Source organism: Sagittula sp., assembly GCF_052825245.1.
The window spans coordinates 242297-264889 of the sequence record NZ_JBRBWD010000065.1; the positions used below are offsets into that span (position 1 = coordinate 242297).

Sequence of the window (22593 nt, forward strand, 5' to 3'; positions counted from 1 at the left end):
GTGGCTGTGTTAAAGCCCAATATCCTTGACGATCAGTTTCCCGCAATGCTCCGGGCCCTCTCCGCGAAGATGGCCGGGCTTGGCGCGGTGGAAGGTCACGGTCAGGGCGCAAAACGGGCACGGCGGCGCCCATTCCCCTGCCCCCTTTCCGGGGATCTCTCCGGTGTCCGCGTCGAGACCGGAGGGCACGTCCACCGCCACCAGCTTCGGCTGCAGGGTCATCCGGTCTCCGCCATGACCTGCCAAGTGGCTCAACACGCGTTCGAGCTCTCCGGTTGGGCGCCGCGACAGACCGATGCCGAATATCGCGTCGACCCAGACATCGGGTTCGCCGGCCTGCTTCACGACGCCGAGCGTCAGCGGCCCGACCGCCCCCGTCGCGGCCCAGCGGTCGTGGTTCGTGCGTGCGTCCGGCGGCAGCCGGTCGGCCTCGCCATGGAAAAGCGCCTCGACCTCCCAGCCGCTGTCCGCCAGGAGGCGCGCCACCACGAATCCGTCGCCGCCATTGTTGCCGGGGCCGCAGAGGACCACGGCCCGCCGCGTATCGGGCCAATGCGCCTTTATCGCCTCGGCCACCCCCTGCCCGGCCCGCTCCATCAGCTCCAGACCGGTGACCGATCCGCTGTCCATCGCGGCCCGTTCGAGCGCCCGCATCTGCTCTGCCGTCACCGTTTCCGTCATCATCTGACCCTGCGTTTCCATTTTGTCGCTTTTTTAATCATATCGCTTAAAAAACGATCTCGCCTTCAAGTTCGGATGGCCATTGCCCCCCAACTGACACTCTATGTGATTGTGGGCACAAGGCAGAAATGGTCTGCCGAAGCCCGACACGGGATGCGAAAGGGGGGAGAACCTCATGAAGAAGATCGAAGCCATCATCAAGCCGTTCAAGCTTGATGAAGTGAAAGAGGCTTTGCAGGAGGCCGGCATCCAGGGCCTTTCCGTCGTCGAGGTGAAGGGTTTCGGCCGCCAGAAAGGCCATACCGAACTGTATCGCGGTGCTGAATACGTGGTGGACTTCCTTCCCAAGGTGAAGATCGAGATCGTTCTTGACGACGATCAGGTCGATGGCGCCATCGAGGCCATCGTTTCCGCGGCCAAGACCGACAAGATCGGCGACGGCAAGATCTTCGTGAGTCACGTCGAGCAGGCAATCCGCATTCGTACCGGCGAATCCGGCTCGGACGCGCTCTGACCACTGGTTGACCTCACGGGGTCGCGCCCGCGCGCGGCGCCCCTGCAAACAAAATCCAATTCTGACAGAGAAGGACACTACAGAATGAGCAACGCTGACGTTCTCAAGCTGATCAAGGACGAGGAAGTTGCCTACGTCGACATCCGCTTCACCGATCCGCGCGGCAAGCTGCAGCACGTGACCGTGATGAGCGACCTGGTTGACGAGGACTTCCTCGAAGAAGGCTTCATGTTCGACGGTTCCTCCATCGCCGGCTGGAAGTCGATCGAAGCCTCCGACATGAAGCTGATGCCCGACCCGGATTCGGTCTACATCGACCCGTTCTATGCCGAGAAGACGCTCTGCATCCACTGCTCCGTCGTCGAGCCCGACACCGGCGAAGCCTACAACCGCGACCCGCGCGGCACCGCGCAGCTGGCAGAGGCTTACCTGAAGTCCTCCGGCATCGGTGACGTCGCCTACTTCGGCCCCGAGGCCGAGTTCTTCCTGTTCGACGACGTCAAGATCGCCGTCACACCGAACAAGGTGTCCTACGAGGTCGACGCCGACCACGCCGCATGGAACACCGACGCCGAGTTCGAGATGGGCAACCTGGGCCACCGTCCGACCTACAAGGGCGGCTACTTCCCGGTGAACCCGGCCGACGACGGCCAGGACATCCGCTCCGAGATGCTCTCGACCATGAAGCGCCTCGGCATGAAGGTCGACAAGCACCACCACGAAGTGGCGACCTCGCAGCACGAGCTGGGCCTCGTCTTCTCCTCGCTGACCAAGCAGGCCGACGAACTCCAGAAATACAAGTACGTCATCCACAACGTGGCACAGGCCTACGGCCGTTCGGCAACCTTCATGCCGAAGCCGATCAAGGGCGACAACGGCTCGGGCATGCACGTCAACATGTCGATCTGGAAGGACGGCAAGCCGCTCTTCGCGGGCGACAAGTACGCCGACCTCTCCGACGAGGCGCTGTACTTCATCGGCGGCATCCTGAAGCACGCCAAGGCGCTCAACGCCTTCACCAACCCGTCGACCAACTCCTACAAGCGTCTGGTCCCGGGCTACGAGGCCCCCGTTCTGCGCGCCTACTCCGCCTCCAACCGGTCGGGCTGCGTGCGTATTCCGTGGACCCAGTCGCCGAAGGCAAAGCGCGTCGAGGCCCGCTTCCCCGACCCGTCGTCCAACCCCTACCTGTGCTTCGCGGCCCTGCTGATGGCCGGCCTCGACGGGATCACCAACAAGATCCATCCGGGCGAAGCCATGGACAAGAACCTGTACGACCTGCCGCCGGAAGAGCTGGCCGGCATTCCGACCGTCTGCGGCTCGCTGCGCGAAGCGCTGACGGAACTCGAAGCCGACATGGACTTCCTGCTGGCCGGTGACGTGTTCACCAAGGACCAGATCGAAGGCTACATCGAGCTGAAGATGGAAGAGCTGGAAATGTACGAAATGACGCCGCACCCGGTGGAATTCGCACTGTACTACTCCTGCTGATCCAGCCGGACGGCACGCATATTCCTGGACGGGCTCCGCGTTTTCGCGGGGCCCGTTTCCGTTGACGCAAAGTCACGTCAAGACAGGTTTTTCAGGGCGCACGGAAACAAACCGTTTCCAAAGTTCGGTTTTCATGTCGGAAATATGGCATTTGCCGGGGTTTGCGGCGGTATCGCCACATTTGAACGTGAATAAGACCACATTTGCACAACTATGACGGACTGTGGCGGTTTCGCCCAAATACCCCAAGATAAGGTCCAGATTCTTCCAAAGACGGCGGCAAGACTGCCCCCACAAACAAAGAAAAACCGGGGAAAATCACCATGACCGCAATCGCCACGTTCGTCTTCGAAGGCCGCCCGTCTGTCGCCCTGCCGCGGATGGCAGACGTGCTGAAACCGCACCTGCGTGCCGAAGGCCTCCGCGTCGATGACGTTTCCCTCAACGGCCTCCGGATGGTCGCGCCCGGCCTCGCGCTGTCGCTCTCCATGGCGCACAGGGCCGAAGAGACGGTCGTCACTCTCGCGCTCGATCTCGGCGAAGCCGATGCCTCCGCCCGCATGGCCGAACTCGCCTACCGCTTCGCCCGCGCGTTCGAGGTCACATCCGTCATCTGGCAGAACACCAAGACGGCCATCCCCCGCGCCGCCTTCCTCGCAGGTCTCGATACCGCTTTCGCCCCGGTGCCCGTGGCCCCCCGCCGGATCGTGGCCCGCCGCGCCGTCACGATGCGCCCCAGTCAGGTCCGCGACACCGACCGCCGCTACGATGCCCATGTCGCCGCGTTCGAGGCCCACATGCGCGACGCCTTCCTCCGCGGCGCCACCCCGGGCGAAATCGCGGGCGAGCGCAGCCGCATGCATGGGCAGGTCTCCGCCGCCGCCGGAACTGTCATGGAAAACCCCGCCCTGCGTGTCGCCTCCCTCATTGTCACCGTGACCACGCTTGTGGTCTCCGGTGGCTTCTCCGGCATGATCTGACGAACGACCCTTGGCGCGCGGAATTCGAATGCTAGTCTCCGTCTAACTGTACTTATCCGGAGAAACCGATGCGCCGTATCGTCCACGCAGCCCTGCTGTCCCTTCTCGCAGCCTCGCCCGCCTTCGCGGCGACCTGCATCACCGACCAGGGCTCCTTCGGCGCCTACAAGGCCGCTTTCGCCCAGCAGGCCGCATCCCGCGGCGTGGGCCAGCGCGGCCTTCAGGCGCTGCAGGGCGCGAAACTGTCCTCGATCACTTGGAAGTTCGAATCGCGTCCCTCCAGCCAGACCGGCGTTTCCTACTCCGACCCGGCGACCTTCCTTGCCAAGCGCACCGGCGGCTCCGCGCAGAACTTCGTCAACGCTGCGCGCTCGCGGATGAACAAGAACGCCAACTTGTTCAACGCTGTCGAGCGCCAGTACGGCGTGCCCGGCAGCGTACTTGCGGTGATCTGGGGGCTGGAGACGTCGTGGGGCGGCTACCTCGGCAAGACCTCGATCGTGGACGGCGCCGTGACGCTGTCCTCCTACTGCCGCCGCCACCCGCGGTTCGAGCCCCACGCCGAAGCGGCGCTGATGATGGTCGACCGCGGCATGATCTCTGCAAACACGCAGGGCGGCCCCTCGGGTGAACTCGGCCACATGCAGTTCCTCGCCGGCAACTGGATGCGCTATGGCGTCGATGCCAATGGCGACGGCCGGGCCGATCCCTACAATGCCGCCGACGCCCTTGCCTCCGCTGCCAACCTGCTGCGGCAGAACGGCTGGAAGGCGGGCCAGCCGTTCGGCGAAGGCACCGCGAACTTCCGCGCGCTTTCCGCGTGGAACGACAGCGGCAACTACCAGCGCGCCATTGCCTACGCCGCTCAGGCCGTCGGCAACTGACCGCGTTTGGCCCCGGGCGAGTCTGTAAACTTAAGGTTGATATGACATTCAATTTTCTCGTCTAAATTGACAAGAAAGTTGCTTCATTTCGCCCAAATCGGACCACGATCTGCAGGCACACATTGGTTAACGCGGCGCGCCGAAGCGCCGCGAATAAACCTAAGGAGCCCGCCATGAGCAGTGCCGAGTATCCGTACGCAGGTCTGATTCTTCCTGATGCCGCCGATCTCGATCCGGCGCCCTACGTCGAAAGCGCAGCCCGCGTGCTGGCCCGCCTCGACCCGGCGCCGGGCGCAAAACCCCACCGTTCCGCCCATGCCAACAAGGTCTTCGGACGCCGCTACGGCATTAACGTCATCGCCGAAGAACAAAGCGATTACGGCCCGCGCGTCGTGCTCGAGGTCATCACCGCCGACGGCGAGCCGCTCGACGACGAGAAGGCCGCGCGTATCCTGTCGGACACGGTGCTGACCGCGCTCGATCATTCCTCCGCCGATATCCTCGAATGGTATTCGCCGGATGTGCTGCTGGACCGCGACGACTTCATCCGCCTGCGGTCCTACGTGTCGCCCCGCCGGATGCCGGAAGTCGACGCCGAGATGGAGAACGAGCTCTTCGAGCACGAGAACCTGAACAGCCGCATCAGCAAGAGCCCGTACGCCACGTCCAAGCCCGAACCGGTCGAAATGCGTCCGAGCACGGCAGAGCGCCTCGCGCCTTACAAGGTGAAGCTGGAGGCGCAGGAACCCGCCAAACGCCGGCTGTCCGTCGCGGGTTACCTGATGACCGGCGTCCTGGGCATCGTCTACTTCCCGGCGGCGGTCTTCGTCTACATCGTCAGCCTGCGGGGCATGGACTTCCGCCTTGCGTCACAGACGCTTGCGGTGACATGCCTTTTCGCCGTCCTTCACAACACGAACCGGCTGGACGGTGTGATGGGCGCCCTGGTGAATTGACGGGGTGCCGGTAGCGGCGACGCTCCGGCATGCACCTGATTGCCTGCTTGCAGCAGGCGCCGCTTTTCATGCCTCAAACGCCCGGCTTCGCGCCGGGCGTTTCACGTTCCGGAGCGGGTATGCCCGGAAACGCCGTTTTCCGTGCACCAATCGCCCAAGCTCTCCGAAGATCCAGCATCCTTTGGGCGCCAATCCTGCGCGATCTGCCCGAAACCTTGCACAAACGCCGTCGCCTGTGCCTTGCCAGCCAAGTCGCTCAGGTAGCTGGCACAGCCCCGCCAGCCCGCCGGGCCACGACATACGTGTGGATGGAAAACACCACCGCGCCGGTCTTTGGCAGGCGCACGAGGCATTGCCGTTCGCTGCGGGTGAAGGGGGCCGTCTCTTGGTCCACGTGCGGACGCCGCGCCTGTTCCGAGCGCGGCTGGAACAGCGTCGGATCGTCGTAATGCAGCAGGTTGTAGCGCCAAAGCGGCCGACCCGCCTGCACCCCGTCGAACAGCCGCTGCACCCGGGCGGCCAGCCCGTCGTCATAGACCTCGACCGGCGCATGTATCCCCACCAGAGGTCTGAGGAATTTCTCTGCCAGAAGCCAGCTTGCCGGAAAACACAGCACCGCGCCGGTCAACACATGCACACCGTCGCGAGGCTCCATGAGGCACAGGTCTTCCTGCACGATATGTCCCAGCGTACCCAAAGGATCACCCCTGTCGATCTCCACCACGCGCCCGTCCGGACAGGCGACGCGCAGCCCTTCAGACACGAACCCCTCAGGCAGATGCGCAAGCACCATGTCCAGCAGCTCCTCCGCCGCCGCATGAGCGTCCGGGTCCAGCCTCAGCACCTCGCTCCGCCGTTCTGACAAAAGCCGCACACGCTCCGCCATCTGTCCGGCATAGGCCTCGTCCACGTGCAGCCAGTCGGCCATCTCGAACGGGGCGACGCCCGGAAGCCGGCGCGGTGTCAGGACATCGTAGGGAATGCGTTTCTGCAGGATCATGGTGGCATTTAAGGTCAGCCCCGCTGACCAGTCCACCCCGAACACAGCTGAACAGAGAAAACGGACGCCCCTTCGGTGCGCCCCCGATCCCGCGGACCCGCACGGCCCGAACGCTTGCGATCCGCATGCTATGCCGCGCCAGAGCCGGCTCTGATGTGGTTGGGGCGGCAACAAAAAAACGCCCCACGAACGGGGGCGTTTTTTGAATGGTGCGGTCGAGAAGACTCGAACTTCCACGGGAGTTACCCCACAGCGACCTCAACGCTGCGCGTCTACCAATTCCGCCACGACCGCACTGTCTAGGCTTGGTGACGCGCCTCTTAGCGAAGCCCGCCGGCAATGTGAAGAGGAAAATTGCATTGCCGTGCCGACAGTTTGCGGGAGGGTCGGGAACGCCCCGGGCCATGTGGCACCGGGCGGCCTTGCCCGCCTGACCGAAAGCCGATCAAGGCAGCACCGAAGCCCCCGCGTTGCGCTTTGCTCCCAATCGCATTACCTCCGGTGGCGCAGGCAGGCGGCCCGGTCCGCCGCCGCGGCGATGCACATCAGGGAGGCGGGGCTCGGACGTCCCGGCGGGCGCATGGTAGAATGGAAGATCAGTGACGGCCTGACCTCCTACGAGGAGGCGCTCACCTTCATGGAGGCCCGCGCCGATGCTATCGCGCGCGGCGAGGCCGGTGAATGCGTCTGGCTGCTGGAACATCCGCCGCTCTACACCGCCGGCACATCGGCGAAACGCGAAGACCTGAAGGACCCCGACCGCTTCCCCGTCCACGACACGCGGCGCGGCGGGCAGTACACCTATCACGGCCCCGGACAGCGGGTGGTCTACGTGATGCTCGACGTGGGCAAGCGCGGCAAGGACGTGCGCCGCTTCGTGCAGGATCTGGAGAACTGGGTGATTGCCACGCTCGACACCTTCAACCTGCGCGGCCACATCCGCGATGGCCGTGTCGGCGTCTGGATCGAGCGGCCCGACCGCCCCGCCCTGCCCGACGGGAACATGGCCGAGGACAAGGTCGCGGCCATCGGCATCCGCCTGCGCAAATGGGTGAGCTTTCACGGCATCTCGATCAACGTCGAGCCGGACCTGAGCCATTTCGACGGCATCACGCCCTGCGGAATCACCGATTACGGGGTGACGAGCCTGGTCGATCTGGGCCTGCCGGTGACGATGGACGACCTCGACGTGGCGCTGAGGGAGACCTTCGAGCAGGTCTTCGGCCCGCTGCCTGCGCAGGTCACCGCCTGACGTCCCCCGGGGACGCCTCAGATAACCGCGCGGCCGCGGAAGACGTGGGGCACGATCTCGTCCCGCGTCAGGCCCATCGCCGCAAGATCCGCGTCGGACTTGGCGCGCAGGGCCGCGATGGTCGCGGTGCGCTGGCGATAGCGCCGGTCGAACGGCGTTTCGAACATCCGGGCGAGGCGCTGGCGCAGCGTGCTGCCGGTGGTGTGAACGGACATCATATCGATAGCAGTCATGGTAGCCTCCTCCTCACAAACGGTGCACGGGCAATTTTGTTGCGTGGCCGTAGTACAAAAATAGGCACTTCCGCCCGGACCGACAGTCAGGAATGCCTGACCCGGCCCGGTTCCACGTCAGCAAACGCCGCCCCGCAGGGTGACGCACGGCCCCCTAACAAGGTCTTAAGGCGCCAGCGGGCGGAGCATGTTTTCCCCGGGCCGTCGCCGCTGCGCACCCGAACGACGCTCGACCGTTCCGAACACCAAAGCAGCCGAAAACCGCAGAAATAGGAAACAACGCCAACGACTTGAGCGGCGCATTTCGCGCGGCCCCAAGGCATCCCGGCAGCCAGGAAGACACCCGCCGCCCCGTCGCGAACGATTCGCCTGTGGCCGCCAGACCACAGCAGAAGCCCTATCCGCAACGCCCGGTCTTCAAGTACCCGTGACAATCACCGTCAAGCACCGCCCCCGCTTCAACGAGGTGCGACAAAAAGTTTGATCGAGATCAAATCGCCGCATGGACGCAGTCGCGGACACATTCTAAAAAACGGGACAGAACACCGGACGCACGGAAAGATTCTTGCCAGGAGTCTTTTCGGGCGTCCCTGCATGGAAACGCTAGGGAGGCAGACAATGGCAGACGCCGCCATTCATGGCCACGAGCATGAAGACAACCGGGGGTTCTTCACCCGTTGGTTCATGTCGACCAACCACAAGGACATCGGGATCCTTTACCTGATCGTGTCGGCCTTTGCCGGCCTGATCTCCGTCATCTTCACCGTCTACATGCGCATGGAGCTCATGGAGCCGGGCGTTCAGTTCATGTGCATGGAAGGCGCGCGCCTGTTCCCGACCGCGATCGAGAACTGCACGCCGAACGGGCACCTCTGGAACGTGATGATCACCGCCCACGGCATCCTGATGATGTTCTTCGTCGTCATCCCGGCGCTGTTCGGCGGTTTCGGCAACTACTTCATGCCGCTGCAGATCGGCGCGCCGGACATGGCGTTCCCGCGGATGAACAACCTGTCGTTCTGGCTCTATGTCGCGGGCACCACGCTTGCGGTCTGCTCGGTCTTCTCGCCGGGCGGCAACGGCCAGCTCGGTTCGGGCATCGGCTGGGTCCTCTACCCGCCGCTCTCGACGACCGAAGGGGGCTTCTCCACCGACCTCGCGATCTTCGCGGTGCACGTCTCCGGTGCGTCCTCGATCCTCGGTGCGATCAACATGATCACCACCTTCCTGAACATGCGCGCCCCGGGCATGACGCTCTTCAAAGTGCCGCTGTTCTCCTGGTCGATCTTCGTCACCTCCTGGCTGATCCTGCTGTCCCTGCCCGTCCTGGCCGGCGCGATCACCATGCTGCTGACCGACCGGAACTTCGGGACGACCTTCTTCGACCCGGCCGGCGGCGGTGACCCGATCCTGTACCAGCACATCCTGTGGTTCTTCGGCCACCCGGAAGTGTACATCGTGATCCTGCCGGGCTTCGGCATCATCTCCCACGTGATCGCGACCTTCTCGCGCAAGCCGGTCTTCGGTTACCTGCCGATGGTCTGGGCGATCATCGCCATCGGCGCGCTCGGCTTCGTCGTGTGGGCGCACCACATGTACACCGTCGGCATGTCGCTGTCGCAGCAGTCCTACTTCATGCTGGCAACGATGGTCATCGCGGTTCCGACAGGGGTGAAGGTCTTCTCGTGGATCGCAACCATGTGGGGCGGCTCGCTCGACATGAAGGCACCGATGCTCTGGGCCTTCGGCTTCCTGTTCCTCTTCACCGTCGGCGGCGTGACCGGCGTGGTGCTGAGCCAGGCAGGCGTCGACCGCGCCTACCACGACACCTATTACGTTGTGGCACACTTCCACTACGTGATGTCGCTGGGCGCCGTCTTCGCGATCTTCGCGGGCATGTACTTCTACCTGCCGAAGATGTCGGGCCGGATGTACTCCGAACCGATGGCCAAGCTGCACTTCTGGATGATGTTCATCGGTGCGAACCTGACCTTCTTCCCGCAGCACTTCCTCGGCCGTCAGGGCATGCCGCGCCGCTACATCGACTACCCGGAGGCCTTCGCCACCTGGAACATGGTCTCGTCGATCGGTGCGTTCATCTCCTTCGCCTCGTTCCTGCTGTTCTTCTTCATCATCTTCCACGCGCTCACCCGTGGCGCGCGGGTGACGCAGAACAACCCGTGGAACGAATGGGCCGACACGCTGGAGTGGACCCTGCCCTCCCCGCCGCCGGAGCACACCTTCGAGCAGCTCCCGAAGCAGGAAGACTGGGACAAGGGCCACGCGCACTGAGCGCCGCTCTGAAAGACAACCGGAAGGCCCCGCGACACGCTCGCGGGGCCTTTTGATTTCCGCCCTCCGGACGGGACGCGGCCGAACCGGCCAGCGCACTCTCCGCCCGGCGGCCACTGGCACGAAGGCCACACCCCGACCGGCGCATGTGCTCCGGGCCTTTCTCCGGTCAGGGCGCCCGCTATCTTCCTGTCTCTCCCCCCGCCGCAGCCGGAGCCCCCGTTGTCCTACATCGTCCTCCTGATCGTCACGGCCCTGCCGTTTGCCGCCTTCCTCAGGCGCCCGGGCTGGCCGCCGATCCTCCTGCTGTCCATCCCGTTCTCATGGGCGCTCTATGCCGGATGGCTGCACGCGATGACCGAGGTCCCGGCGCTGCGCGACACCTCCCTGCACGACACCTTCTCCACCATCCCGCTGCCCCGGCTCTTCGCCCGCGTGGCGCTGACCTTCGCGATCTTCCCGGCGGTCTACTTCGTGATCGACTTCCTTCGCGCGCTGCGCTTCGGACGCAACATGGCGCTCTGCGTGCTGACCCAGCACGGCATCCTCTCGGCGGTGGAATTCGGGGCGCTGCACGTCCGCGGCGTGATGCCCGACGCCGAAGAGCTGCCGGCCATGTTCTGGACGCTCGAGGTGCAGCAGGCGCTGACCGCAATCGCCGGTCTGGCGCTTCTGGTCTTCGCCGCGCTGACGCTGGGGCAGATCGTGCTCCGGATCGTGCGCGGGCCCGCCCGGGCATGACCGCGCCGCCCGCTGCCCTGCATCTGCGCGAAACGGTCGCAACCTCCCGGAAACACGACAGCTTCCCGCTTTGCGGACGCCATGTGGCACGTTATAGGACTGACATGCCGTACCACTGGACGACCCCCCCGCGCGCGCACGTACAGGAGATGCAGCTCTGGCCGCACAACTCCCTGTCGCCCAAGGGCTTCGCCGCCATGGTGCTGGGCTTCTTCCTCGCCGCCTCGATTCCGCTCTACGGCGTCCTCGGCACGCTGGTGCTCTGGGGGCTCCTGCCGTTCATGCTGGCCGCCACCGCCGCGCTCTACTATGCGCTGCGCCGCAACCTCCGCGACCGCCGCATCCTCGAGGTGCTCACCCTCTCCCACGACACCACCAGCCTCGTGCGCACCGATCCGCGCGGCGACTCCCTGTCGTGGGATGCCAACACCTTCTGGGTCACCGTCTCCCTGCACGAGACCGGCGGCCCGGTTCCCAACTACGTCACCCTCAAGGGCAGCGGGCGCGAGGTCGAGATCGGCGCCTTCCTGTCCGAGGACGAACGCAAGGCGCTCTACACCGACCTGCTGACCGCCGTCCGCCGCGCGAAGGAGAGCTGAGATGGCCCAGGCCCCCGCAACACCCAAATGGCACCGCGCCGCCCTCTCGCTGGCCGCCCGCGCCGCGCGCGACGACATCGCCGACCGGCTGACCCCCGTCCCGTCCGAGGCCGCGGCCCTCGCCCTGCGCCACGCGCTCCGGACACGGGTGCCCGCCATGCGCCGGCAGGTGATCTTCCTCATTCCGCTGGTCGGGCCGGAGCAGGTCGGCGACTGGCGCGCGGTGAACATCCGCCTGCGCGCCACGCTGCAATGCATGATCGCGCAGGACGATCCGCACTGGCAGGCAATCGTCTGCTGCCAGGAACGGCCGCTTCTGCCCGACGACCGCCGCATCCACTTCCTGCCGTTCGACGATCCGACTCCCGGCAACGACAAGTGGCGCAAGCTGGCCGCCCTCTACGGTCAGCTCGACAGGCTGGACACCGGCCCCTCCTACGTCATGAGCTTCGACGCCGACGACCTGATGCGGCAGGGCATGGTGCGCGAGATGCTGCGCCGGCAGGCCCCGGGCGGTTACCTCGTGCAGCAGGGGCTGGTGATGGACGACGCCACCGGGGTGATCGCCCTCGCCGATGCGCCGACCCTGCGCGAGCCGATGCGCAAACCCTTCTGGAAACTCTGCGGCAGCTGCGCGGCGGTGGCCCATGATCCGGACCTGCCGCAATCGGCGGGCTTCCTGCAGGCGATGACCCAGCACGAGCACCGGATGTTCCCCTATCTCGCCGCGCTGGCCGGGCACAGGCTGGCGCCGCTGTCCTTCCCGGCGGTGCTCTACGTCCTGAACCACGGCGAGAACTTCGGCGCCCGGCGCGGCCGCGTCAGCTTCAAGACGAAGTTCGTGGAACGCTTCCGCATCGACGACCCGGAGGAGCTGGCCCGCATCGCTCAGGGCTTCCCCCTGCCCGAGGATCTGCCGGAAGAGCTGGCCACCATGTCGCCGCCACCGGGACAGTCGGGAACGGACCCGGACGCGCAACCGGTGTAGGGCGGGGCTTCGCGCCGCCTTCCCCCGTTAACCGTTTGCGACGCAGCGTCATTCGGCGCGCCGGTGCAAAGGTTAACAACCGGCCGTTTCGCCCCCCCGTACCGGCCGGAAGTGTCCCGCTTTCCGAACGAATTCCCGGCACCGGGAACGGCCCGGTCCCGCGCCTTGTGCAGGGCCCGGCCTGCGACACAAGCCCTGCCCACCGAACGGCCCGGTACCCCGGCGCGCGTTGCGTGAACGGCAGCTTTTCGGGCGGGTGCGACTCGCATGCAGGTCATCCCAAGGACCGCGCGAAGCATAAGAACAACCTCGTCGCACGACCGCAGGGACCGCATATATCAACCGATTTTCAGGGAAGATGACCGCGGCGTTTACCCGTGTAACCTGCCGCGCGCCACTGTCAGGACGCCAGCCGCGCCTTCACCAGCGGGCCTGCCGCCGCAAAATCCATCTGGCCGGTGTACTTCGACTTCAGCACGCCCATCACCCGGCCCATGTCGCGGATGGATTCGGCGCCGACTTCCGCGACCGCCGCATCGACCGCCGCCGAGACCTCCGCGTCGCTCAGCGCGCGCGGCAGGAATTCCTCGATCACCTCGATCTCGGCCATCTCGCGCTCGGCCAGGTCCAGCCGTCCGCCTTCCTCGTAGGTCTTCGCGCTCTCGCGGCGCTGCTTGACCATCTTGCCGAGGATCGCCAGCACTTCGGAGTCGTCCACGCCGTTTTCCTGCCCGTCTGCACGGGCCGCGATGTCGCGATCCTTGATCGCGGCATTGATCAGGCGCAGGGTGGACAGCCGCGCGGCGTCCTTCTCCCGCATCGCCTGTTTGACGGCCACGTTGACTCTTTCGCGCAATTCCATGCCGCAATCCCCGCGGTTATCCACATTCAAGACCCGACCCTATCCCAACCGCCGCGTCGGCGCAACTCCGCCAGATTTGCCCAAGGTCCTGAAATAAAAGGGATTTACATTTTCAGAACGGGCTCTTGACCGCCTCCCGGTGCGGGCTTAGGTTCCGCACGATTTGCCCACAGTCCGGAGTCGCCCCATGCCGAGCCAAAAGCCCGCGCCCACCGCATGCCTCGCCCTAGCCGACGGTACACTTTTTTACGGGCAGGGCTTCGGCGCCACCGGCCAGGTCACCGCCGAGCTGTGCTTCAACACCGCCATGACCGGCTACCAGGAAATCATGACCGATCCGTCCTACGCCGGTCAGGTCGTCACCTTCACCTTCCCGCACGTGGGCAACGTCGGCGTGAACCCCGAGGATGACGAAACCGGCGATCCGGTGGCGGCAGGCATGGTCGTCAAGTGGATGCCCACCGCGCCGTCGAACTGGCGTGCCGCGCAAGGCCTGTCGGAATGGCTTTCCGCCCGTGGCCGTATCGCCATCGGCGGCGTCGACACCCGCCGCCTGACCCGTGCGATCCGCCAGTCCGGCGCGCCGCATGTGGCACTTGCGCACGATCCCGACGGCAACTTCGACATCGCGGCACTGGTCGCGGCGGCCCGCAGCTTCTCCGGGCTCGAGGGGCTCGACCTCGCCAAGGACGTCACCTGCGCGCAATCCTACCGCTGGGACGAAATGCGGTGGGCCTGGCCCGACGGCTACGTCCGCCAGACGGAGGCGCGCCACAAGGTCGTCGCGGTCGATTACGGCGCCAAGCGCAACATTCTTCGCTGCCTCGCCTCTGCCGGTTGTGAAGTGACCGTCCTGCCCGCCACGGCCACCTATGAGGACGTGATGGCGCATTCGCCCGACGGCGTGTTCCTGTCGAACGGCCCCGGCGACCCGGCGGCGACCGGCACCTATGCCGTGCCGATGATCCAGGACCTGCTGAACAAGACCGAGCTGCCGGTGTTCGGCATCTGCCTCGGCCACCAGATGCTGGCGCTGGCGCTGGGGGCACGGACGATCAAGATGAACCACGGCCACCACGGCGCGAACCATCCCGTCAAGGACATGGAGACCGGCAAGGTGGAGATCACCTCCATGAACCACGGCTTTGCGGTGGACAGCCAGACCCTGCCCTCCGGCGTGCTGGAGACGCATGTGTCGCTGTTCGACGGCTCCAACTGCGGCATCCGCGTGGCCGACCGCCCGGTGTTCTCCGTCCAGCACCACCCGGAGGCCAGCCCCGGCCCGCAGGACAGCTTCTACCTGTTCGAACGCTTCGCCGCCTCCATGGCGCGCGCCTGAGACGTTTCCGGCGGTCCTTGCCGACTGTTTTTCTGACAAAAGGCCCCGACGCCCCGCGCGCCGGGGCCTTTTCCGTTCGTGTCCGGCGCAATACCGTCGCCGCAGCGCAAACCGGCATCAATCGCCCGGACGGGGCCCCACGACCTGCGCGGCTCGGGTTGCCTGAGCCTCCAGGCCTAGCCGGCCGATATTCCGCCCAGCCCGTTTCCAACTTGTTAACCAACCTTAAGAAAATGCATTAACGCCTTGCACTAAATATAAAAATACACGCGTCAGCCCGGCCGTCATTAACCGTTCCTTAAACCCCAAGCACGACACTCCCGGCAGGCAAAGCCGGACCCCCCATGACCCAGACCCGCCTCTTGTTGACGGACGTCACCCTCGCGCAGGCTCGCGGGCCAAGGGGCCAGCCTGTCAGTCACATCCTCATGGAGGCCGGGACCGTTGCGCCGCGCACCATGCTTGTGGCACTGGCAGAGGCGGCCCGGCTGGATCAGCCCGTGTCCACCGTCGTCATGGCGGAGGCGCTTGCCACCCGGAAGGACGTCCTTCAGGCGCAGGCGCAGCACTACGGCGCCATGGCCCTGGATCGCGCGACTTCCCCGCCCGATCCGGCACTGGCGCAGCTCCTGCCCACCGACTTCTGCCTCAGACATGGCGTGCTGCCCTGGATCAAGGTCGGCGACACGCTCCTTCTCGCCACAGCGCGCCCCGAACGGTATGACGAACTGCTGCCGCTCCTGCCGCCGGACATCGGGCCGGTGGTCATGGCCCTCGCGACAGAGGCCGACATCCACGACGACATCGCCCAGCGGCACGGCGAGGCCCTGGCCACCGCCGCCGAGAACTGGGTCAGGCCGGAGGACAGTTGTCGCGATCTCAACACCTCAAGTCCGGCGACGACCGCGCTGGCGATCCTTGTCAGCCTCGTTTGCCTCTCCATGCTCGCCACCGCGCCGGCGCTGCTGTTTGCCATAGGCCTCGTGCTCGCCCTAGGCTCGTTGATGGTGTCGCAGGGGATGAAGCTCGCCGCGCTCATCGTCGTGCCCCGTCGCCTGGCGCCGCCGCGTCACGCCCTGCCCGCCGATCCGCCGGTGGTTTCGATCCTTGTGCCGCTGTTTCATGAACAGGAGATTGCCGGAACGCTCGTCAAACGGCTGTCACGGCTGACCTATCCGAAATCGCTGCTGGACGTGGTGCTCGTGCTGGAGGCGGAGGATACCGTCACCCGCGCGACCATCGAACGCACGGCCCTGCCGCCATGGATCAGGACCGTCGTCGTGCCGCCGGGCCGCATCCGCACGAAGCCGCGGGCCCTGAATTACGCCTTTCATTTCACCCGTGGCGCCATCGTCGGCATCTACGACGCCGAAGACGCGCCCGCCCCCGACCAGATCGACCATGTGGTCAGCGCCTTCGAGACCGCCGCGCCGGAGGTCGGCTGCCTGCAGGGCATTCTCGACTTCTACAACCCGCGCGCCAATTGGCTGTCGCGCTGTTTCGCCGTCGATTACGCAAGCTGGTTCCGCATCCTGCTTCCCGGGTTCGCCCGCATGGGATTCGCCGTCCCGCTCGGGGGCACAACCGTCTTCTTCCGGCGCGAGGCGCTGGAGGAGGTGCGCGGCTGGGACGCCCACAACGTGACAGAAGACGCCGACCTCGGCATCCGGTTGGCGCGCTATGGCTGGCGGACAGAGATGATCCGCTCTGTCACGCGAGAGGAGGCCAACAACCGCTTCTGGCCGTGGATCAAGCAGCGGTCCCGCTGGCTGAAAGGTTACGTCATCACGTGGTGGGTCCATTCGCGCCGCCCGCGCCGGCTGTGGCATGACCTCGGCCCCAAGCGATTCTTCGGGATGCAGGCGCTGTTCCTCGGGACGATCCTGCAATTTGCCTTTGCGCCGGTGCTCTGGTCGTTCTGGCTGATCCTCGCCGGGCTGCCGCACCCGCTGGACCCGTGGATCGGGCGCGGCGGGATCCTGGCGCTGACGGCGGTGTTCCTGACAGCAGAGGGAATGACCCTGCTGGTCGGCATGGCGGCCCTGGCGCGCAGCCCGCACCGGTCGCTGTTCCCATGGGTTCCGACGCTGTTCGCCTATTTCCCGCTTGGCACCGTCGCGATCTACAAGTCCCTGTGGGAGACTCTGCGCAATCCGTTCTTCTGGGACAAGACCCAGCACGGCCATTCCTCGCCCGATGCGCCGGGGGCGGACATCCCGCCCGACACGAAGCTCTAGCGCCCTCAGGCGCCGAGCGCCTCCTGCGTGTCGAGCTTCAGCCGCGTCACGAACGCCACTGAGATATGGTCGCGCAGCGCCTGGTAGGCCGCATCCTCGTCCCGCCGGGAAATCGCGTCGACGATGGCCTGATGCTCTGCCATGGCAATCTCGCCCCTTCCCTGCGCCGCCAGCGAGGTGGTGGCCATCAGCGCCATCGACCGGTGCACGAGGTCGAGCTGCTGAACGAGGTAGCGGTTGTGCGAGGCGAGGTGGATCATCTTGTGAAACCGCCGGTTCGCCCGGCTCAGCGCGTTGGGATCGTTCATCAGCGCGCGGTCTTCCTCGACCATCTCGGTGAGGACCTGGATCTCCTCCTCCGTGGCGTGCCGGGCGGCCAGCCGTGCCGCCAGCCCCTCCAGCTCCGTCCGCACGGCGTAAAGCTCTGCCATCTGGTTGTGGTCGAGCGAGGCCACGATCAGCGACCGCCCGTCCCGCGCCAGCAGGCTTTGCGTTTCAAGCCGTTGCAGGGCCTCGCGAATCGGCGTACGCGACACGCCGAATCGATCCGCCAGTTCGCTCTCCACGAGACGGTCCCCGGGCCGGTAGACCCCGGAATCGATGGCGTCGAGGATCAGCGAATACGCGTCCTTCTGGGCGGTCTTGGGTTGGGCCATGGGGCTTCCTTGAAATCTTCCCGGCAAAATAGACCTTTGGGGCGCTAACGTACAAGCAACTTGCTTTGCCTCATTGCCGCAGCAGGGGTAAACTGCCGCAATGGACCGTTTTTCCCGACTGCGCACCTGGGTCTTCGACCTCGACAACACGCTCTACCCGCCCGCGATGCGGCTCTTCGACCAGATCGAGGCGAAGATGACCGCCTTCGTGATGGAGGCCCTGTCGGTCTCTCACAAGGCCGCCGACGAGCTGCGCCACCGCTACTGGATGGACCACGGCACGACGCTGGCGGGGCTGATGACCCACCACGGCGTCGATCCGGAGCGTTACCTGACGGAGGTGCACGACATCTCCTTCGACGCGCTGACCCCCGATCCGCACCTCGCCGAGCTGATCGGCCAGTTGCCGGGACGGCGGGTGGTCTACACCAACGGCAGCGCCCCCTACGCCGCGCAGGTGCTGAAGGCGCGCGGACTGGAACATGCCTTCGACGCGATCTACGGCGTGGAGGATGCCGACTACCTGCCGAAGCCGCACGCCGATGCCTTTGCGAAGATCTTCGCCAAGGAAGAATTCGATCCGGCCGAGGCGGTGATGTTCGAGGACGACCCGAGGAACCTCGCCGTGCCGCACGGCCTTGGCATGGTGACGGTGCACGTCGCCCCCGAGGCTGCGCCAGCGGACCACATCCATCATCACACCGACGATCTGACCGGGTTTCTCGACCGTGTGAAGAAGCACACGCGGCGGTGATCCCGCTGCGGGCCGTGGCGCCCGCAGCCGCGCGATCCGTCACATGCGGCATTTCGCACGTATGCCTTGCCCGTCAAACATATATGTCACGCAGGACAATTGCAGGAGACCCGCCCATGACCACCCAAAACGCCGCCCTGTCCCACGACGCCGCCAGGACCCCTGCCCGCGTCGAGACAATGATCCTGATGTGCGTGGCGCTTTTCGTGGCGCTTACCGCGCTTGCCACCTGGACCTGGGGCCTTCCGGCGCTGGCCATGATCGCGCTGGCGCTGGTGCCGGTGATGTACGTCGTGCTGATCCTGATCTCGGTCGGCAGATAACCCATCACGTCGCATGGCGATCTGCCCTTGCGCGCCCTAGGTTTCGGCGCAAGGAGAGTGTCCATGGATTACGACATCACGATCTCGGGCGGCGGCATCGCGGGACTGACCGCGGCCGCCGCCTTTGCACAGGCCGGTTTCTCGACGCTGGTGGTCGACCCGGCCCCCCCGGTGACAGAGCGCGAGGCCGAAGGCTCCGACCTGCGCACCACCGCCTTCCTGCAGCCGGCGCAGAGCTTCCTCGAGGAGATCGGCCTCTGGCAGCGGCTCGCCGGTCACGCCATGCCGTTGCAGACCATGCGCATCGTCGACGCGGGCGGCGCGGCGCCGGAGCCGCGCGTGGTCAAGGACTTCGACGCCGGCGACATTTCCGACAAGCCCTTCGGATGGAACCTGCCCAACTGGCTGCTGCGCCGTGAAATGGCGGCGCGGCTCGGTGAACTGGCGCAGGTCGACTTCCGTCCCGGCACCGCCACGACCGGTCTCTTCACCCGCGAGGGAGAGGCGCGCGTCTCGCTCTCCGACGGCAGCCGCATGCGCACACGACTGGTGATCGCAGCCGACGGGCGCAATTCGCCGATGCGTCAGGCGGCGGGAATCGGCGTTCGCACCACGCGCTTCGGGCAGAAGGCGCTGGCCTTCGCCGTGACCCACCCGATCCCGCACGGCAACGTTTCGACCGAGGTGCATCGCACCGGCGGGCCCTTCACGCTGGTGCCGCTGCCGGATTTCGAAGGCCGCCCCTCCTCCGCCATCGTCTGGATGGATGACGGCCCGAAGTCCGAAAAGCGCATGACGCTCGACAAGGCGGCGTTCGAAGCGGAGATGTCGGAACGGTCCTGCCACCTGTTCGGGCCGCTGGAACTGGCCTCGCGCCGCAGCATCTGGCCGATCATCGCGCAGGAGGCCGAGCATCTGTCCGGCCAGCGCCTCGCGCTTGTCGCCGAAGCCGCGCATGTGGTGCCGCCCATCGGCGCGCAGGGGCTGAACATGAGCCTGCGCGACCTGGTCACGCTGCGCGACCTTGCCGTGGCACATCCCGACCGGCTGGGGGATGCGGAGATGCTCGACACCTACCACCGCCGCCGGATCACCGATATCCGGGCGCGGGTCGCGGGGATCACCGCTCTGAACCGGATCTCGCAGATGTCGTCGCAACCGCTGCGCGACCTGCGGGCCAGGGGGCTCGACGCGCTCTACGGCCTGAAACCGGTGCGTACATCGCTGATGAAGATGGGGCTCGGCGCGGGAGGCTGACGCGACCCCCTTCATCTTGGTGAAAAATACCTCGGGGGAGCCGCTCCGCAGGAGCGGCGGGGGCAGCGCCCCCACCCTCCTCGAACGGAAAACCGCTCAGAACACCGCGTCGACGACGCGCTTCAGCCGCGCCACCGTGCCGTCCACGTCATAGAGCTTGTCGAGGCCGAACAGCCCGATCCGGAAGGTCGAGAACTCCGGTCCCTCGTCCACGGCCAGGGGCACGCCCGCGGCGATCTGCATGCCCTGCGCGGCAAAGGCCTTGCCCGACTTCACATCCGGGTCGGAGGTGTAGAACACCGCGACACCCGGCGCGGCAAACCCCTCTGCCGCGACCGATCTCACGCCCTTCTCGGCGAACAGGTCACGCACCGCGTTCCCCAGCGCCCACTGCGCCTCCTTCAGGCGGGTGAAGCCGTAGGCCTTGGTCTCTGCCATGGCGTCGCGGAAGGCGCGCAGGCCGTCGGTCGGCATGGTGGCATGGTAAGCGTGGCCGCCGTCCTCGTAGGCCATCATGATCTGGCGCCACTTCTTCAGGTCCACGGCGAAACTGTCGGAGGTCGTCTCCTCCAGCCGGGCCACCGCGCGTTCGGACATCATGACAAGGCCCGCGCAGGGCGTCGCCGACCAGCCCTTCTGCGGGGCCGAGACCAGCACGTCCACGCCGCAGTCCTTCATGTCGACCCAGACGCAGCCCGAGGCGATGCAGTCCAGCACCATCAGCGCGCCCACGTCATGCGCCGCCGCCGCCATACGCCGGATGTAGTCGTCGGGCAGGATCATTCCGGCCGAGGTCTCCACGTGAGGGGCGAAGACGATGCCGGGTTTCGCTTCGGCGATCCTGGCTTCCACTTCCTCGATCGGCGCGGGCGAGAACGGGGCGTCGGTGGCGTTGCCGGGGCGGCGGGCCTTCAGCACCGTCGTCTCACCGCCGAATTTGCCGGCCTCGAAGATCTGCGACCAGCGGTAGGAGAACCAGCCGTTGCGCACCACCAGCACGTCGGTGCCCTGACCGAACTGGCGGGCCACCGCCTCCATCCCGTAGGTGCCGCCGCCGGGGACAAGCGCCACCGCATCGGCGTTGTAGACTTCGCGCAGCATGCCCGAGATGTCGCGCATCACCTGCTGGAACGCCGCCGACATGTGGTTCAGCGAACGGTCGGTGAAGACCACCGAAAACTCCTCGAGCCCCTCCGGGTCGATGTTGTCGAGCAAAGCAGCCATATATCCCTCCAAAGGTCGTTGCCCCGGACCTACCGCAGCGCGCGCCGCTTGGCAAAACAACCTTTGGTCCCGGTGGTCGTGTCGCAGATGCCTCAGTGTCATTGCTGCGTCAACAAAGGGATTCACGAACCCTGAGAACCTGTTAAACTCCGCAACAATCAGAGAGCAGCCGGGCACTAAAGACCCGGCGCCGGGGCAGAGCAGAATGGCGGACACAACGATCCTCCTCAATGCGTACAGCATTGTGGGCGGCCCGAAGCTTTCGGTCGTCAACCACGGGGGCAATTTCGACGAGGGCGGCATGCTCCTCAGGGACGCCGAGTTCCTGTGGGAACACGACGACATCATCCTCATCGAGGTGACGGACGCCACGGAGGACGGCGGCGTCAGCCATGCCTCGGAAATCACCCGGATCACGGTCTACGACAACGCCGCCGATTACTTCGCCGGGACGACGAAATACGTCTACGAGGGCGACAACGGGCAGAACGGCACGATCCGCGGAAACACCGCGGGCGTCGGCGACAACTACCTGCGGTTGAACGCGAACGTCCTGACATCTGACGATCCGGACGCGCCCGACCTCAACCAGCTTTTCCTCGTCGCCGGGACCGACCTGTCGGACGTGGTCTACAACGGCGTGCCGCTGTTCATCGACCAGTACAGGGACAACGACTACAACGCCAACGACACCATCGACGGCGGCAGCAGCGAACAGGCCGACGGGATCTTCCACGGCGGCGCGGGCGGCAATGACATCTACGTGGTGCTCTGCTTTGCGCGCGGCACCCTGATCGAGACGCCGGACGGCCCGCGCTATGTCGAGACGCTGAAGGAAGGCGACCTGGTGGTCACGCAGGACGACGGACCGCAGCCGGTGATGTGGGCCGGGTCCGACCGGCAGCCGGGGATCGGACCGAACGCGCCGGTCCGCATCCGCGCCGGCGCCTTGGGCAACCTGCGCGACCTCGTCGTGTCACAGAACCACCGGATGCTGTTCACCGGGCCGCGGGCGGAGCTGATGTTCGGCCAGACGGAGGTGCTGGTCGCGGCCAAGCACCTTGTCGACGGGCGGGACATCCTGATCGAGGAATGCCCGGTCGTGCACTACTATCATCTGCTGTTCGAACGTCATCAGATCATCTTTGCCGAAGGGTGTCCGGCGGAGTCGCTGCATCTGGGCAGCCAGGCGCTGAAGACGGTGGGCCCCCAGGAACGCGACGAGATCATCGCCCGCTTCCCGGACCTGTCGCAGCGGCCGGACACGGGCCCCCTCTCCCGCTACGAGCTGAAGCGCTACGAGGCGCTGGCGCTCAGGCGGTCGGCCTGA

The 22593-nt window shown here is 65.9% G+C and carries 22 protein-coding genes and 1 tRNA gene; 16 read left to right on the plus strand and 7 right to left on the minus strand.

Annotation, left to right across the window (positions count from 1 at the left end; translation table 11 throughout):
- Window positions 1–9: 9 nt before the first annotated feature.
- Window positions 10–702 (minus strand): NAD(P)H-hydrate epimerase, encoded by a 693-nt coding sequence (locus ACU0DV_RS26385; RefSeq protein WP_446242830.1) that lies wholly within the window; start codon window positions 700–702, stop codon window positions 10–12.
- A gap of 154 nt (window positions 703–856) precedes the next feature.
- Between ACU0DV_RS26385 and ACU0DV_RS26390 the strand changes: the two genes are divergently transcribed.
- From ACU0DV_RS26390 to ACU0DV_RS26410, 5 genes are all read left to right on the plus strand, one after another.
- Window positions 857–1195 carry a P-II family nitrogen regulator gene (locus ACU0DV_RS26390; protein ID WP_005856074.1) on the plus strand — a complete coding sequence of 113 codons (339 nt, stop codon included), beginning with the start codon at window positions 857–859 and terminating at the stop codon, window positions 1193–1195.
- Between the two features lie 84 nt (window positions 1196–1279).
- On the plus strand, window positions 1280–2686 hold the full coding sequence (glnA, locus tag ACU0DV_RS26395; protein WP_446242829.1) for a type I glutamate--ammonia ligase: 1407 nt from the start codon (window positions 1280–1282) through the stop codon (window positions 2684–2686).
- A 323-nt stretch (window positions 2687–3009) separates the two neighbouring features.
- Window positions 3010–3666, plus strand: a complete 657-nt coding sequence (locus tag ACU0DV_RS26400; protein WP_446242828.1) for a hypothetical protein — start codon at window positions 3010–3012, stop codon at window positions 3664–3666.
- Window positions 3667–3734: 68 nt separating this feature from the next.
- Window positions 3735–4550, plus strand: a complete 816-nt coding sequence (locus ACU0DV_RS26405) for a lytic murein transglycosylase (protein ID WP_446242827.1) — start codon at window positions 3735–3737, stop codon at window positions 4548–4550.
- Window positions 4551–4723: 173 nt separating this feature from the next.
- Window positions 4724–5506: a hypothetical protein gene (locus ACU0DV_RS26410; RefSeq protein ID WP_283982954.1), complete on the plus strand. Its 783-nt coding sequence runs from the start codon at window positions 4724–4726 to the stop codon at window positions 5504–5506.
- A gap of 256 nt (window positions 5507–5762) precedes the next feature.
- On the opposite strand, the gene ACU0DV_RS26415 is transcribed toward ACU0DV_RS26410, so the two are convergent.
- Together ACU0DV_RS26415 and ACU0DV_RS26420 are read right to left on the minus strand one after the other, a co-directional pair.
- Window positions 5763–6506 (minus strand): heme-dependent oxidative N-demethylase family protein, encoded by a 744-nt coding sequence (locus ACU0DV_RS26415; protein WP_446242826.1) that lies wholly within the window; start codon window positions 6504–6506, stop codon window positions 5763–5765.
- A gap of 207 nt (window positions 6507–6713) precedes the next feature.
- Window positions 6714–6800, minus strand: a tRNA-Leu gene (locus tag ACU0DV_RS26420).
- Between the two features lie 286 nt (window positions 6801–7086).
- On the opposite strand from ACU0DV_RS26420, the gene lipB reads away from it, so the two are divergent.
- On the plus strand, window positions 7087–7758 hold the full coding sequence (gene lipB, locus ACU0DV_RS26425; RefSeq protein ID WP_446242825.1) for a lipoyl(octanoyl) transferase LipB: 672 nt from the start codon (window positions 7087–7089) through the stop codon (window positions 7756–7758).
- 17 nt (window positions 7759–7775) lie between these two features.
- On the opposite strand, the gene ACU0DV_RS26430 is transcribed toward lipB, so the two are convergent.
- Window positions 7776–7991: a hypothetical protein gene (locus tag ACU0DV_RS26430; protein ID WP_254698265.1), complete on the minus strand. Its 216-nt coding sequence runs from the start codon at window positions 7989–7991 to the stop codon at window positions 7776–7778.
- Window positions 7992–8609: 618 nt separating this feature from the next.
- On the opposite strand from ACU0DV_RS26430, the gene ctaD reads away from it, so the two are divergent.
- The 4 genes from ctaD (at window position 8610) to ACU0DV_RS26450 (ending at window position 12611) form a co-directional block, all read left to right on the plus strand.
- Window positions 8610–10283, plus strand: a complete 1674-nt coding sequence (gene ctaD / locus ACU0DV_RS26435) for a cytochrome c oxidase subunit I (RefSeq protein ID WP_100927104.1) — start codon at window positions 8610–8612, stop codon at window positions 10281–10283.
- A gap of 222 nt (window positions 10284–10505) precedes the next feature.
- Window positions 10506–11024, plus strand: coding sequence for a hypothetical protein (locus ACU0DV_RS26440; RefSeq protein WP_446242824.1), 519 nt, complete (start codon window positions 10506–10508; stop codon window positions 11022–11024).
- Window positions 11025–11128: 104 nt separating this feature from the next.
- Window positions 11129–11623 (plus strand): DUF2244 domain-containing protein, encoded by a 495-nt coding sequence (locus tag ACU0DV_RS26445; protein WP_446242823.1) that lies wholly within the window; start codon window positions 11129–11131, stop codon window positions 11621–11623.
- 1 nt (window position 11624) lies between these two features.
- Complete coding sequence (locus ACU0DV_RS26450; RefSeq protein ID WP_446242822.1) at window positions 11625–12611, plus strand: hypothetical protein; 987 nt, start codon at window positions 11625–11627, stop codon at window positions 12609–12611.
- Between the two features lie 400 nt (window positions 12612–13011).
- On the opposite strand, the gene ACU0DV_RS26455 is transcribed toward ACU0DV_RS26450, so the two are convergent.
- On the minus strand, window positions 13012–13473 hold the full coding sequence (locus ACU0DV_RS26455; RefSeq protein ID WP_100927108.1) for a GatB/YqeY domain-containing protein: 462 nt from the start codon (window positions 13471–13473) through the stop codon (window positions 13012–13014).
- Between the two features lie 187 nt (window positions 13474–13660).
- Here ACU0DV_RS26455 and carA point away from each other — a divergent pair, with 187 nt between their 5' ends.
- Both carA and ACU0DV_RS26465 read left to right on the plus strand, forming a co-directional pair.
- The gene (gene carA / locus ACU0DV_RS26460; protein WP_100927109.1) at window positions 13661–14812 is read left to right on the plus strand and encodes a glutamine-hydrolyzing carbamoyl-phosphate synthase small subunit; all 1152 of its coding nucleotides are present in this window, start codon (window positions 13661–13663) and stop codon (window positions 14810–14812) included.
- Between the two features lie 344 nt (window positions 14813–15156).
- Entirely contained in the window at window positions 15157–17049 is a 1893-nt protein-coding gene (locus ACU0DV_RS26465) for a glycosyltransferase family 2 protein (protein WP_446242821.1), read from the plus strand.
- Window positions 17050–17054: 5 nt separating this feature from the next.
- Here the strand turns inward: ACU0DV_RS26465 and ACU0DV_RS26470 are convergent, their stop codons facing one another.
- Complete coding sequence (locus tag ACU0DV_RS26470; RefSeq protein WP_100927111.1) at window positions 17055–17705, minus strand: GntR family transcriptional regulator; 651 nt, start codon at window positions 17703–17705, stop codon at window positions 17055–17057.
- Between the two features lie 100 nt (window positions 17706–17805).
- On the opposite strand from ACU0DV_RS26470, the gene ACU0DV_RS26475 reads away from it, so the two are divergent.
- The 3 genes from ACU0DV_RS26475 (at window position 17806) to ACU0DV_RS26485 (ending at window position 20039) form a co-directional block, all read left to right on the plus strand.
- Window positions 17806–18459: a pyrimidine 5'-nucleotidase gene (locus tag ACU0DV_RS26475; RefSeq protein ID WP_100927112.1), complete on the plus strand. Its 654-nt coding sequence runs from the start codon at window positions 17806–17808 to the stop codon at window positions 18457–18459.
- Window positions 18460–18575: 116 nt separating this feature from the next.
- Window positions 18576–18782, plus strand: coding sequence for a hypothetical protein (locus ACU0DV_RS26480; RefSeq protein WP_446242820.1), 207 nt, complete (start codon window positions 18576–18578; stop codon window positions 18780–18782).
- A 63-nt stretch (window positions 18783–18845) separates the two neighbouring features.
- Window positions 18846–20039, plus strand: coding sequence for a UbiH/UbiF family hydroxylase (locus ACU0DV_RS26485; RefSeq protein WP_446242819.1), 1194 nt, complete (start codon window positions 18846–18848; stop codon window positions 20037–20039).
- Window positions 20040–20135: 96 nt separating this feature from the next.
- On the opposite strand, the gene ACU0DV_RS26490 is transcribed toward ACU0DV_RS26485, so the two are convergent.
- Entirely contained in the window at window positions 20136–21263 is a 1128-nt protein-coding gene (locus ACU0DV_RS26490) for an aminotransferase class V-fold PLP-dependent enzyme (RefSeq protein WP_446242818.1), read from the minus strand.
- 205 nt (window positions 21264–21468) lie between these two features.
- Between ACU0DV_RS26490 and ACU0DV_RS26495 the strand changes: the two genes are divergently transcribed.
- Window positions 21469–22593, plus strand: coding sequence for a Hint domain-containing protein (locus ACU0DV_RS26495; protein WP_370312541.1), 1125 nt, complete (start codon window positions 21469–21471; stop codon window positions 22591–22593).